Genomic DNA, 13,247 nt, shown 5'->3' on the forward strand with positions numbered 1-13,247 from the left:
ATCAAACCTTCAATTCTCGCTCGACCAGCGCCGCCCAATAGGCTGCCCCATATCCCAGCGCTTCATCGTTGAAATCGTAGGCCGTGTTGTGATGCAGCGCTCCATCCACCGCCGGACCGTTGCCGAGCCAGACATAGCAGCCCGGCGCATTCTGGGCGAAGAAGGCGAAATCGTCGCCTGCCGTCGACGGCGGAAAGCTTGTCTGCACCTTCCCGCCGAAGACTGAGCCGGCCGCTGCCAGCGCCCGTGCGGTCGCATCCGCGTCATTGATGACAGGCGGAATCCGCCGCTCGAATGCATAGTCTACAGCGATGCCGTACATGGCCGCAGTGCCATGCGCCAATCGTCCGATCTCGGTTTCCAACTGGTTGCGCACTTCCGGCGAATAGGCTCGCGCCGTCCCACCGATCTCGACGATATCAGGAATGACGTTCAGAGCCTTCGAGTCGCCCGCCTGCAGGAAACAGGCGCTGACGACGGCCGGCTGCAGCGGATCGACCACCCGCCCGACGATCGTCTGCAGCGATGACAGGAAGGTCCCCGCCGCCGTGATCGGATCGCGGCCGAGATGCGGCTTGGCGCCGTGCGTGCCGGTCCCACGGAAGGTCATGCGCCAGCTGTCGGAGGAGGCAAGCTGCGGCCCCTCGACCACGGCGATCTCATCGACCGCAAGCCCAGGCATGTTATGCAGCCCATAAACGGCATCGCAGGGGAAAAGCTTGAACAGCCCCTCCTCGACCATGCGCCTTGCTCCGCCTCGACCTTCCTCGGCCGGCTGGAAGATGAAATGCACCGTGCCGGAAAAATCCTGCGTTGCCGCAAGATGCCGCGCGGCGCCAAGCAGCATCGCCGTATGGCCGTCATGGCCGCAGGCATGCATTTTTCCCGGCGCGGTCGATTTATAAGGCCGCTCCGCCATTTCAGGCATGGCGAGCGCATCCATGTCGGCCCGCAGCCCGATCCTGCGTGTGCCGTTGCCGAGCTGCAGCGTGCCGACCACGCCGGTGCCGCCGAGACCGCGATGCACCGTGATGCCGGCTTCCTCGAGAAGCCTCGCGACGATGCCGCCGGTGCGCTCCTCCTCGAAACCGAGTTCGGGATGGGCGTGCAGGTCGCGGCGCAGGGAGGTCAGAAACGGCAGATCGTCCTTGATCCGGGCGGGAATGCTCATCGCGCAATGCTCCTGGGGCCTGGAGATCCTGTCAAGCGAAACGGGCGCCCAACCGGCGCCCGCGTCAGATTATCTCTTGTTCATCAACCAGGCAGTAAGTTCAACCCCCAGAACAGGATGATTTTAGGCCGGCCTAAAATCTGAATCCTATTCTACATTATATAGTTAGAGCATGATGTCGTCCGAAAACCGCTCACACTTTTCGGCATCATACTCTAGCCCTCCTCGACGAACACCTCCTCACGCTTCTTCTTGACGCTCGGCAGGAAGACGACAATGAGGACGGCGACCGCAATGGCCAGAAGAATGGCGCTGATCGGCCGCGTAACGAAGGTGGTCGGATCGCCACGCGACAGGATCATGGCGCGCCGGAGGTTTTCTTCGAGCAATGGCCCGAGCACGAAGCCGAGCAGAAGCGGCGCCGGCTCACAGCGAAGCTTCGCCAGCACATAGCCGATGAGCCCGAAGAAGGCGACGGCGTAGAGATCGTAGACGTTGGCGTTGACGCTGTAGACCCCGATCGAGCAAAAGGCCATGATGATGGGGAAGAGCACGTAGTAAGGCACGGTCAAGAGCTTCACCCAGAGCCCGATCAGCGGCAGGTTAAGGATGACCAGCATCAGGTTGCCGATCCACATCGAGGCGATGATACCCCAGAACAGCGCCGGCTGCTCGGTGGCGACGTTCGGACCGGGTACGATGCCCTGGATGATCATCGCCCCGACCATCAGCGCCATGACCGGATTGGCCGGAATGCCGAGCGTCAAGAGCGGAATGAACGAAGTCTGCGCGCCGGCATTGTTCGCCGATTCCGGTCCCGCAACGCCGGCGATCGCGCCCTTGCCGAATTCCTCCGGCGTCTTCGACATCCGCTTTTCCACCGTATAGGAGGCGAAGGCCGCGAGAATGGCGCCACCACCCGGCAGGATGCCGAGCGCCGAACCGATTGCCGTACCGCGAATGACCGGCGCGATCATCTCCTTGAATTCCTGGCGGGACGGCAAAAGGCCGGTGACCTTGGCCATCAGCACCGTGCGTGTCGACTCGCCCTCGAGGTTGCGCAGGATTTCCGCCACGCCGAACACGCCGACGGCAAGCGCCACGAAGTTCAGCCCGTCCGCATATTCACGGATGCCGAGCGTGAAGCGTGGCGTGCCGGTGTAGATGTCGGTGCCGACGAGGCCAAGCAGCAGCCCGAGCGCCACCATGGCCAACGCCTTGACGACTGAGCCATGCGCGAGTGCGATCGAGGAGACGAGGCCGACGATCATCAGCGAGAAATATTCCGCCGAGCCGAATTGCAGCGCGATTGCGGTCAGCGGCGGTGCGAAGATCGCGACGAGGAAGGTCGAGACCGTGCCGGCAAAGAACGAACCCAGTGCCGCGATCGCAAGCGCTGCGCCGGCCCGGCCCTTGCGGGCCATCTGGTAGCCGTCGATCGCGGTCACGGCCGAGGAGGATTCGCCCGGCATGTTGATCAGGATCGCCGTCGTCGAGCCGCCGTACTGCGCGCCGTAATAGATGCCGGCGAGCATGATCAGCGAGGAAACCGGCTCAAGCTGGAAGGTGATCGGCAAGAGCATGGCGATCGTCGCCGTGGCGCCGATGCCTGGCAGCACGCCGATCAGCGTGCCGAGCAGCACGCCGATCAAGCAGAAGAGCAGGTTTTCCGGAGTGCCGGCTGTTGCAAAACCGAGCGCGAGATTGCTGAAAAGATCCATCATCGTCTCCTAGAACCGGACCCAGGGGCCGAAGCGCTCGAACGGCAGCCCGAGCCCGTAGCTGAAGACCCCGACCGAAAAGATGGTCAGCAGCAACGACAGCACGATCGCGAGGAACACGTTCATCTTTTGCGATGCGAAGCAGGCGATGAAGGCGGTGAGGAACAGTGACGGCGCGAAGCCGAGCCCGCGCACCGTCAGCCCGAAGAACACCGGCGCCGGCAGGATGAAGAGCATGCCGCGCCAGGCAAACGGGTCGATCGGCTCGCCCTCGACCCGCAGCGCCTGAATGAAGATGATCGCGCCGAGAAGCACGAGCACACCGGCAAGCACCAGCGGGAAATAACCAGGCCCCATGCGCACCGTCGTGCCGAGGTCGAGCCCCAGCGACTGGATGGCGAAGAAAGCGCCGGTCGCGACGAAAAGCGCGCCGCAAATCGCATTGGTGGTATCGAAACTGATGGATTTCATGGTGTCTCCTGGGGAGATGGTTCGTGACGCACTGCTGCTGCGATTGCCCTCATCCGCCTGCCGGCACCTTCTCCCCGCATGCGGGGAGAAGGGAAAGTGCTGCAAGCCCTTCGCCCCTTGCCGCCGTTGAGTGACGCAAGTCCCCTCTCCCCGCAAGCGGGGAGAGGGTTAGGGTGAGGGGGCTTATCCGGCATGTCCTGACGAGGATAATCCTCAGTCGGCATATTCGCCAGCGGCCTCGATCACCGTTTTCCAGCGGGCAATCTCGCTTTCGAGCTTGGCCTTCAGCGCAGCCGGCGTCGCATCGGCGTCGGAGGATGGCGCCGTGCCGAGTTCGGCGAAGCGGGCGCCGACATTCGCATCCTTCAGCGCCACCTGCAGCGACTTCGACAGGCGTTCGTTGATCTCAGCCGGCGTGCCCTTCGGCGTATAGATGCCGTGCCAGATGCCGACTTCAAAACCCGGCAGACCGGCTTCGACGGCCGTCGGAATGTCCTTCATCACGTCAAGCCGTTTGGGCGAGGTCACGGCATAGGCCTTGATCGTGCCGCCCTGGATCTGCTTCGTCGTGTTGGTCGTCTGGTCGCACATGACGTCGACCTGACCGCCGAGCAGATCGGTCATGGCAGGGCCGGTGCCCTTGTAGGGAACGGTCGTCAGCGGCGTCTGGATAGCGCTCATGAACATCATGCCGCAGAGATGCGAAGCCGCACCGATGCCGGCATTGGCGACCGTCACCTTGTCCTTGTTGGCCTTGATATAATCGATCAGCCCCTTGAGGTCGGCCGGCTCCATGTCCTTGCGGGCTACAATCGTCATCGGCACCTCGGTGACGAGGCCGACATAGTCGAAGGCGCCAAGCGTGTCATAGGCGAGCTTGCGGTAGAGCGTGGCGCTGGTGGCCATGCCGATATGGTGCAGCAGGATGGTGTAACCGTCGGGATCGGCATTCGCCACGCGGCCAGCGCCGAGCGTGCCGCCGGCGCCGCCGACATTTTCGACGACGATCTGCTGGCCGAGATCCTTCGACATGGATTCGGCGACCAGGCGCGCGACGGTATCCGTCGGGCCGCCGGCCGCAAAGGGCACGACCATGGTGATGGTGCGCTCGGGATAGGTCTGCGCCGAAGCGGCGCCGGCGAGAAGAGAGACCGCGGCAGCCGCGGTCAGGCCGAGCATGGCCTTCAGAATTTTCATCGTTTCCTCCCTGATGAAATAAGCAAGCCCGCCGACACATCCTCCGCGCCGGTTCGGATAACCTATTTGCCGCCTGGAAAAATCGACCCGCAATCATTGCATGCGCTTTCGAAAGACGATTTTACGACAGTGCGATGCAGCATGGGTCGATTTGGAAACAAACGGCTCTGGCGGTGGGTGGAAATCCACCCATCGCACCGCGAGATTGCAGCGCCGCCCCAGCTCCCAGCTAGCTTTCGGTGGTCAGCATCCGCTTGTCGAGACCGTATTTCTGCATCTTTTCGTAGAGGGTCTTCCGGGAAATACCGAGCGACTCATAGACCGGCCTGAGGCTGCCGCCATGCGCCACCAGCGCGCTGGCAATGACCCCGCGCTCGAATTCGGCGACGCGCTCCGCAAGCCCGGTCGCCTCCTCGGCTTGCCGACCGCCATTGTCGAGACCGAGGACCAGACGGTCGGCGGCGTTCCTCAGTTCACGCACATTGCCGGGCCAGTCGCGCTGAGCAATGTCGGAAATCACGTCTGGCGGCACGGCCATCTCGTCGCGGCCGTAGCGGGCCGCCGCCTCCCGCACCAGCTGCAGGAAAAGCAGCGGAACATCCGCCCGCCGCTGCGACAGCGACGGCACGTGCAGCGTCGCGACATTCAGCCGATAGAAGAGGTCGGCGCGGAAGCGCCCCGCCGCCACCTCCGCCTCCAGATCGACCTTGCTTGTCGCGATGAAGCGCACGTCGAGCGCCACCACCTCGTTCGAACCAAGCCTCGAGATCACCCGCTCCTGCAGCACCCGCAGGAACTTCGCCTGCAGGTCGAAGGGCATGGAGCCGATCTCGTCGAGCAGGATCGTGCCGCCGCGCCCATGTTCGAATTTTCCATAACGCGGCCTCACCGCGCCCGGAAAGGCCCCCACCTCATGGCCGAAAAGCTCGCTCTCGATCAGGTTTGCCGGCAGTGCGGCACAATTGATCGCGATGAACGGCCGGCTCGCCCGGGCGCTGATGTCGTGGAGCGCCCGCGCCACCACCTCTTTGCCGGCCCCGGTCTCGCCGACAATGAGCGTATCGGCATCGCTCGCCCCGATCGCCCGGATGCGGTAGCGCAGATCCACCATCACCTGCGTGCGCCCCGGCAGCCGCGCCTCGATATCGTCGCGCTTGCCGGCGACCGCTTTCAGCAGCCGGTTTTCGAGCACCAGGCCGCGCCGCTCCATCGCCCGGCGGATGACGCCGGCGAGCATCTCCGGCGTGAACGGCTTCTCGATGAAATCATAGGCCCCTTCGCGCATCGCCTTCACCGCAAGCTGAACGTCGCCGTGGCCGGTGACGAGAATGACTGGTACCTCCGGGTCGAGTTCGCGGATCTTCTGCATCAGCGTCATCCCGTCCATGCCGGGCATGCGGATATCGCTGACGACGACGCCGGGAAAGCTGTAGCCGATCAGCTCCAGCACGTGGTCGCCATTCGAATAGGTCTCGACACTGAAGCCGGAGAGCTCCAGCGCCTGCGCCGTCGAACGGCGCAGTTCCTCCTCGTCGTCAACCAGCAGGATCTTTGCATCGTTCATTCCGCTGCCTCCGGCATCAGACCTGCCGCCGACTGCAGCTCGATGCGGAACACTGCGCCTCCTTCGGGATGATTGGCAGCAGTAAGGCTGCCGCCGAAATCCTTGATGATGTTGTAGGAGATCGAAAGCCCAAGGCCGAGCCCCTTGCCGACGCCCTTCGTCGTGAAGAAGGGATCGAAGATACGCTCGGCGATCGCCGCCGGCACGCCCGGTCCATGGTCCCGCACAGCCAGCACCACCTTGCCGGCGTCCTCGAAGGCCGAAACCTCGATGCGCCGATCATTCAGCCCTTCCACCGCATCGGCCGCATTCGAGATCACGTTCACCAGCACCTGCTGCAGACGCACCGAACCGGCGCGTACCACCGGCGGACGCGGCCCGAGATCGAGCAGCAGTTCGGCATCTGCCGCCTTCAGCCGCCAGGCAATGATCTCGAGCGTATCGCGCATCGCCTCGTCGAGGGAAACGGGACCGAGCTTCTCGTTCGGCTTGCGGGCGAAGTTGCGCAGGTGCCGGCTGATCGCAGCCATACGGTCGATCAGCCCGCCGATCCGCCGGATATTGTCCCGCGCCTCCTCCGTCCGCCCACGGTCGATGAGAACCGAGGCGCTGTCCGTATAGGTCTTGGCGGCGGCGAGCGGCTGGTTGAACTCGTGCGAAAGGGCAGCCGACATCTGCCCCAGCCCGGCAAGCTTGCCCGCCTGGATCAGATCGGCCTGCGTCTGTCGGAGCTGTTGCTCGGTCAGCCGCCTTTCGGCGATTTCTTCTTCGATGCGGCTGTTGACGCGGGCAAGATCGGCTGTGCGCTCCTCGACGCGCCGCTCCAGCTCGTTGCGGGCTTCGGCTTGCATCTGCATGCGCTCGGCAAGCCGCGCCCGCCTCTGGCGCAGAACCGCGACCGCGAGCCCGGCGATGCAGAGGAAGAGAAAGACTGCCGCAAGCGCCGTGCGTGCCTGGGCACGGATGGAACTCGTCTCCATCAGCACGTTCACCGTCCAGTCCTCGGCCGGCATGTAATGCGAGAGCACCAGATATTCGCTCGAACCGCGCTCGCCGGCCAGCGTCATCAGCTCATGCTGCTCGAAGTGGTGGCGCGTCACCGGCAGCGCCGCCAGCCTGGCATTGGCATAACGCCGCGACGCCTCGGTGCGGGCGACGCGGTCGGCCGTCAGCGGCAGGATCGCGCCATAGAGCCATTCCGGGCTGCCGGACATGAAGATGATGCCCTCCGGATCGGAGACGAAAATCTTGTATTCGCCGCCGCCCCAGGAGGATTCGATCATGTCGATATCGACCTTGAAGACGATGACGCCACGAATATCCGCGTCGGTTCGGATCGGTGCGGCAAAATAATAGCCGCGCTTCAGCGAGGTGGTGCCGAGCGCGTAAAACCGTGCCTGCCGGCCTTCGATCGCATCCTGGAAATAGGGCCTGTAGCTGAAATTCTGTCCGACGAAGCTTGCAGGCCCATCGTAGTTGCTGGCCGCGATCGTCTCTCCATCCGGCTTGACCACATAGATATCGGAGGATTTCAGCAGCCCATTGATCTCCTTGAGATAGAGATTGGCCGCATCGCGCAGCGCCGCATCTTCAGGCGCGCTCACCAGTTCCTTGATGTCGTCGTGATCGGCGATCAGCGCCGGCAGCGCCTCGTAGCGGTTGAGATGGCCGCTGAGTGCCGAAACGGCAAGGCGCAGCGCCGTCCCCGCCTGCGCCGAGGCTTCCTCCATATAGGCGCGCGTCGCAATCGCGCTCCCATAGGTGAAGAAGGCGAAAATGATGAGCGGCACGACGAGCAACGCCGCTATCGCACGATATCTCGAAGACAGATCCAGCTCCTCCCTTTCTGCCTCCGCTCCCCAGCGAGGCATACCCGACGGCGCCAAGTCTAATGAGGCCGGCCGCGATTTCCAAGGGGCTGCTGAAACTTGACACCCGGTAGGGGCGGATGTCCTATTGCTGCATCGCAAGGAGATCCCGCCTATGAGCGACGACCAGACGCCCGCCGATAGCAAACTCACCACATCCAAGCGTCGCTGGGCGGCAGAGGGCAAGTTCCTGACCGGCCGCATCAGCCGTCCGGAAGCCGAGCGCCTGCCGCCCGGCCAGCACCTTGTCAAGAACTGGCCGGTGCTCGATCTCGGCCAGCAGCCTGTCATCTCGACCGAGACCTGGCGGCTCGAGGTGCGCGGCCTCGTCGAAACGACGCTCACCCTCACCTGGGCCGACTTCCAGGCGATCGAACAGAGCACCAAGGTCAGCGATATCCACTGCGTCACCACCTGGTCGCGCTACGACAACAGATGGAAGGGCGTTTCGACGCGCGATCTGCTTGACCTCGCCATGCCGCAGCCGGAAGCAGCTTACGTCATGCTGACGAGCTACGACGGCTATACCACGAACCTGCCGCTCGCCGATTTCGCCGCCGAGGATGCGATCCTCGCCACCGCCTGGGAAGGCCTACCGCTGACGCCGGAGCATGGCGGCCCGATGCGCCTCGTCGTGCCGCATCTCTATTTCTGGAAAAGCGCCAAATGGCTGCGCCGCATCGAGCTGATGCCTGCCGACGAGGCCGGCTTCTGGGAAAAGAACGGCTACCACATCTATGGCGATCCGTGGCGCGAGCAGCGCTATTCCGACGATTGAGCTTTCGGCCGCGAGAAACGGCGAAGCGCAAACACGCCAAAGCCGAACAAAGAGGCAAGCCCCGTCAGCGACGCCATGCTGGCGGCATGAAACGGGATCCCGCTCCAGCGCGGCTTGACGATATCGGCCGTGTTGAAGGCTTCGCCGCTGAAGCGGCAGCTGATCAGCGCAAGCCCGCGCCGCACCATGTCGGCGTCGACCGCAGAAATGATTTCATCCGCCGCAGCAGCCTCCCGCGGCATCTCGCGCATCGAAAGCAAGACGGCCTTGGTCGCGGCGAGATAAGCATGGGCGCATTCGTTGAACGGGCTTTCCTCATCCGTCACGCTGCCCGGCATCCGGCCCCACAGACAGTAGGAATACTGGATCGCGGCATAGTTCAGCACGCGCCGGAACGGCTCGTTCGTATCGACGGCGCGGGATGCAAGATCGATGATCCGACCGCGATAGTCAGATATGACAGCCATCTCGCCATGGGAGATTTGCGGGATATTCAGCCCGGCATGGCTGCCGCCGTCGCCGCGGCTATGGGCAAAAGCGCTTCCGGCGACCACACAAAAAAACGCGGCGGCAGAAAACGCCGTCAGCAGCAGTGGTCTGGCTCTGTCGTTTTTCATAATCGCCCGAGAAGTTCAGGGCGCCGGCAAAAGCGGCGCCCTTCAATGCGTTCAGTGAAATGCCGTTGCCGGTCGGCCACGTTGCCCGCCCTTAACGGCAAGCCGCTTTTCCGCCAGCGCCCCGAAGGCGAGGCCGAGCGTTGCCCAGAGGATCGCATGCATGCCGAGCGAGGTCGTGCGGAAGCCCCAGAGCACCATCGCCGAAAAGTTCTCCGGCACCTCGTTGATCGGCGGCAGCAGAGAGAGCACGAGGCCGATGAAGACGAGATAGGCGATGCCGGCGATAGTCGCGCCGTTCCAGGGACCGAAGCGCTCGGAGACACGACGTGACAGCGCCACCGCGGCAATGAGTGCGGCAAGCGACACGACGATCATCAGGAAGAACAGTTCGGTCCTGACGCCGATCGTGTCGGGATTGCCGACCGCCGGCGGAGTGGCGGGATATTTGATGCTGGGAACAAGCACGACCGCCACGAAGGCGGCAATGGCGATGACGGCCGAGGTGCCGCGCGCCGAAAGGCGGCTGAAGCGACCATGCACGAAGGCGAAGGCGAGCGCGAAGAGCCCGCCGACGGCGACGCTGTAGGCCATGACGCCGGTGAAAAGGCCGAGACCGGCCTGCGTGGCGCGGCTGACGATTTCAGGTTCGGCAGCTTCGCCGGCCGCCTGGGCGCTCGCCTCCTCGAAGGCGATCGCAGCATCGACCATCGGCTCGCCGAAGGTATGGGCAAAAGCGAAAACGAGGATACCGGCAATCAGGCCCGCGAGCATGCCGCGAAGCAGAAGGTTTCCAACCATGTCAGGAACTCCGATCGCGAAGCGCTTTAGTGGCAGGGAAAGCCGAGGAGATGGCGGCCGTCATGCACGAATTCGTGCACATACATGCCGTTGAACAGCGCCATCGCGCCTTCCTCGGTGCCGACGAAATAGAGGACGATGAGCATCAGCAGGCCGCCGAAGATCGCCCAGGGCAGGATCTCTCCTACAGGGATCGGCGCCGGTACTGCTACGGGCGCGAAAGTGGTGTCAGACATGTATTCCTCCGGGAATGACGCGTTCAGTCGAAAGAGTGCTTGTGCAGTAGGGTCTGACTTCCAGCGCGAAGAGCTTTCGACACGCTGGTCACAGTGGCGCGACCGCGCCGGACTTACACCGGCTTCCAAACCCGCAACAGCACGGTTATATCTGCACGCCGAAGAGACTGTCAACGAAACTTCACAAGCCGGCGAAGGACGCTGTCGCCGCATTCCGGGAGACAAGAACGACCGTGAACACGCGCCTCACCTGGATCTGCCATGGCGCGACGGCAGCAAGCCGCAAGGCCCTGTTCCCGCTCGACGAACCGCTGGAGGACAAGGCAGTGGAGGAAGCCGGCAGGATGATCGCCCCGCCCCGCGCCGACCGTATTGCCACGAGCCCCGTCTTGCGCGCCCGCCAGACTGCTGACGCGCTCCGCCTCGAAGCCCGGGTAGATCAGGCGCTTTGCGACTGCGACCATGGCCGCTGGGCCGGCAGGTCAATCGCGGCGATCGGAACCGAAGAGCCGGAGAACCTCATGGAGTGGATGAGCGATCCAGAAGCGGCCCCGCATGGCGGCGAGAGTCTTCTTGATCTGCGCAAGCGCATCGCCGGCTGGATGGATGGCCAGACCGTCCTCGGCGGCCATGTCATTGCCGTCAGCCACGCGGCTGTCATCCGGGTCGCGATCGTGCATGTGCTGCAGGCGCCCCTCTCCTCCTTCTGGTTGAGCGACGTGGAGCCGCTTTCCGTCATCCGCATGACCAGCAACGGACAGCGCTGGTCTCTGCGCTTCCAGCATTAGAGACTGCTGATCTTATCCAGCTTTGCACAAGCAAATCGCGTCATCTCTGTTGAACCCGGCTTTGCGGGGACTACTTCCTTGTCCCAAGGAGATGGAAGAATGACATATGATTGGAGTGGCGAGCGCACGCGGCGCCTGCGTTTCATGCGTGTCGCCACAGTCACGGTTCTGGTCGGTCTCATCGTCAGCGTCCCGCTGCTGATCGTCACCGCCTGAAGCACGAGAAAGGGCGAGCGATGCATTAGCACGCTCGCCTTCGTTTTTTCCCGCATCGACGCCGTGGTTCCCCACAAGCCCTGTCGGGTCTCTCTGCGGCACAGCAACAGGCTGCCGCCTCCGATAATTCGCCTTCTGGTTTCAACAAACATTTCAGACTTTCGTGATATTTCCGCGAGGGTGGAGATGGAGAAGGCATAATGCCGGTGTTTTTCCAAAGCAGGGCCGGAAGGCAATGTGTGTCGATTGTCGGATTTGGGGTAACGCTCTGGCTCCTCGGCACGCTGCTACAGCTCGACGACAGTCTGGTCGCCTTCATGACTGGTTTCGGCGAGTACGGCGCCGACAAGCTCGTTCTGGCGCTCGGCATCGCCGGCGCCATGAGCTTCGTCTATTCGGTGCTGCGCATCGCCGACCTGCGTAAGGAAATGGACCTGCGCGCCGCCGCCCAGGCAAAAGCCGATTGGACCGCAACCCACGACCATCTGACCAAGCTGCCGAACCGATACGCCTTCGAGCGCAAGATCCTCTCCCGGCCGATCAAGGACGACGAGGCCGAGATCGAGGAGTGGGACCGCAACGTCACCATCTTCTCCGTTGACCTCGACGGCTTCAAGAAGGTCAATGACCTCGTCGGTCACAAGGGCGGCGACATCCTGTTGATCGAGGTTGCCAGACGCATCTGCGCGCTCGGCAATGCCGATTGCGTCTATCGCTTCGGCGGCGACGAATTCATCATCGTCGCCTTCGCCCTGACGGCGCAGCGCGAGGAGCGTTTTGCCAAACTGCTGATCCAGGCCGTCACCCGGCCGATCCATATCGATGGCTTTGCCGTCGAAGTCGGCGCCAGCGTCGGCTATGACCGCTGGGCGGAGGGAGCCGAGCCGCTGGAAGATGCCGCCCACCGTGCCGACCTCGCCATGTACGAGGCGAAATCACGTGGGCCTAACCACTACCTGGTCTTCGAACCTTCGATGCAGGACAAGGTAACGGAACGCGCCGCGCTGGAAACCAGGCTGCGCGCCGCAATCTCCAACAAGGCGATCAAGCCCTTCTATCAGCCGCTGATCGACCTGAAGACCGGCCAGCTCTGCGGCTTCGAGGCCTTAGCGCGTTGGATCGGCGACGACGGCGTCAACATTCCGCCGCCGGTCTTCATCGATATTGCCGAGGAAACCGGCATGATCACCGCATTGTTCGAGGACCTTCTCACCCAGGCCTGCAGCGACGCCCTCACCTGGCCAGAGCATGTGATGTTGTCCTTCAACGTCTCGCCGGTGCAGATGGAAGACAAATTGTTGACGTCGCGCATTCTCAAGGTTCTTTCGGCAAGCCGGCTGCCGCCGCAGCGTCTGGAAGTGGAGATCACCGAAAACGCGCTGATCCAGGATCCCGCCATCGCCGCGCTTATTCTCGACGAGCTGCACGCCGCCGGCATCCAGATCGCGCTCGACGATTTCGGCACGGGTTATTCGAGCCTCGCCCAGCTCGCCCGCTATCGTTTCGACAAGATCAAGATCGACAAAAGCTTCATCGCCACCTATCGCGACGACGAGCGCCAGGAGAAGATCGTCCGCGCCATGCTCGGCCTCGGCAGGAGCCTCAACATCAAGACGACGGCCGAAGGCATCGAGGAGCACGGCCAGCTCGCCTCCCTGCTGCAGCTTGGCTGCGACATCGGCCAGGGTTATCTCTTCGGCAAGGCGATGCCCGCCGCCGAGGCGGGCATCTTCATCAGCGATCGCAATGCCAGTCTGGCCTCCACGGCCTGACGGTATGCTCTAATCTTTTGTTTTGACGCAATTCCCGGCAAAACCGCTTC

12 protein-coding genes and 1 riboswitch are annotated in these 13,247 nt (G+C 63.2%); of the genes, 3 read left to right on the plus strand and 9 right to left on the minus strand.

All coding sequences use genetic code 11. The features are described 5' to 3' along the window. Position 1: 1 nt before the first annotated feature. From HX899_RS04470 to HX899_RS04495, 6 genes are all read right to left on the minus strand, one after another. On the minus strand, positions 2 to 1,171 hold the full coding sequence (locus HX899_RS04470; RefSeq protein WP_181291713.1) for a M20 aminoacylase family protein: 1,170 nt from the start codon (positions 1,169 to 1,171) through the stop codon (positions 2 to 4). A 215-nt stretch (positions 1,172 to 1,386) separates the two neighbouring features. Beyond that, positions 1,387 to 2,892, minus strand: coding sequence for a tripartite tricarboxylate transporter permease (locus HX899_RS04475; RefSeq protein WP_028742172.1), 1,506 nt, complete (start codon positions 2,890 to 2,892; stop codon positions 1,387 to 1,389). A 9-nt stretch (positions 2,893 to 2,901) separates the two neighbouring features. Beyond that, a complete protein-coding gene (locus HX899_RS04480; protein ID WP_029872005.1) occupies positions 2,902 to 3,363 on the minus strand; it encodes a tripartite tricarboxylate transporter TctB family protein in 462 nt (153 codons plus the stop codon). 213 nt (positions 3,364 to 3,576) lie between these two features. After that, positions 3,577 to 4,560, minus strand: coding sequence for a tripartite tricarboxylate transporter substrate-binding protein (locus HX899_RS04485; RefSeq protein ID WP_029872004.1), 984 nt, complete (start codon positions 4,558 to 4,560; stop codon positions 3,577 to 3,579). 229 nt (positions 4,561 to 4,789) lie between these two features. Continuing rightward, positions 4,790 to 6,124 carry a sigma-54 dependent transcriptional regulator gene (locus HX899_RS04490; RefSeq protein ID WP_017961950.1) on the minus strand — a complete coding sequence of 445 codons (1,335 nt, stop codon included), beginning with the start codon at positions 6,122 to 6,124 and terminating at the stop codon, positions 4,790 to 4,792. After that, positions 6,121 to 7,995 (minus strand): sensor histidine kinase, encoded by a 1,875-nt coding sequence (locus HX899_RS04495; RefSeq protein WP_281408831.1) that lies wholly within the window; start codon positions 7,993 to 7,995, stop codon positions 6,121 to 6,123. Before HX899_RS04495 ends, HX899_RS04490 begins: the two co-directional genes overlap by 4 nt. A gap of 112 nt (positions 7,996 to 8,107) precedes the next feature. Between HX899_RS04495 and HX899_RS04500 the strand changes: the two genes are divergently transcribed. Next, entirely contained in the window at positions 8,108 to 8,770 is a 663-nt protein-coding gene (locus HX899_RS04500) for a sulfite oxidase-like oxidoreductase (RefSeq protein WP_181291715.1), read from the plus strand. Here HX899_RS04500 and HX899_RS04505 read toward each other — a convergent pair. From HX899_RS04505 to HX899_RS04515, 3 genes are read right to left on the minus strand one after another with little or no spacing between them, the layout of a single operon-like run. Beyond that, positions 8,755 to 9,387, minus strand: coding sequence for a hypothetical protein (locus HX899_RS04505; RefSeq protein ID WP_138390885.1), 633 nt, complete (start codon positions 9,385 to 9,387; stop codon positions 8,755 to 8,757). The genes HX899_RS04500 and HX899_RS04505 overlap by 16 nt on opposite strands. 51 nt (positions 9,388 to 9,438) lie before the next feature. Then, positions 9,439 to 10,185 (minus strand): CbtA family protein, encoded by a 747-nt coding sequence (locus HX899_RS04510; RefSeq protein ID WP_138390886.1) that lies wholly within the window; start codon positions 10,183 to 10,185, stop codon positions 9,439 to 9,441. 26 nt (positions 10,186 to 10,211) lie between these two features. Continuing rightward, a complete protein-coding gene (locus HX899_RS04515) occupies positions 10,212 to 10,421 on the minus strand; it encodes a CbtB domain-containing protein (protein WP_003542661.1) in 210 nt (69 codons plus the stop codon). A gap of 51 nt (positions 10,422 to 10,472) precedes the next feature. Continuing rightward, positions 10,473 to 10,548: riboswitch (cobalamin riboswitch) on the minus strand. Between the two features lie 106 nt (positions 10,549 to 10,654). Between HX899_RS04515 and HX899_RS04520 the strand changes: the two genes are divergently transcribed. Both HX899_RS04520 and HX899_RS04525 read left to right on the plus strand, forming a co-directional pair. Continuing rightward, positions 10,655 to 11,209: a histidine phosphatase family protein gene (locus tag HX899_RS04520; RefSeq protein ID WP_181291716.1), complete on the plus strand. Its 555-nt coding sequence runs from the start codon at positions 10,655 to 10,657 to the stop codon at positions 11,207 to 11,209. 416 nt (positions 11,210 to 11,625) lie between these two features. Then, complete coding sequence (locus HX899_RS04525) at positions 11,626 to 13,197, plus strand: bifunctional diguanylate cyclase/phosphodiesterase (RefSeq protein ID WP_181291717.1); 1,572 nt, start codon at positions 11,626 to 11,628, stop codon at positions 13,195 to 13,197. Positions 13,198 to 13,247 lie beyond the last annotated feature (50 nt).

Origin of the sequence: Rhizobium sp. WYCCWR 11146 (assembly GCF_013591995.1) — a bacterium.
Taxonomy (GTDB): Bacteria; Pseudomonadota; Alphaproteobacteria; order Rhizobiales; family Rhizobiaceae; genus Rhizobium; species Rhizobium indicum.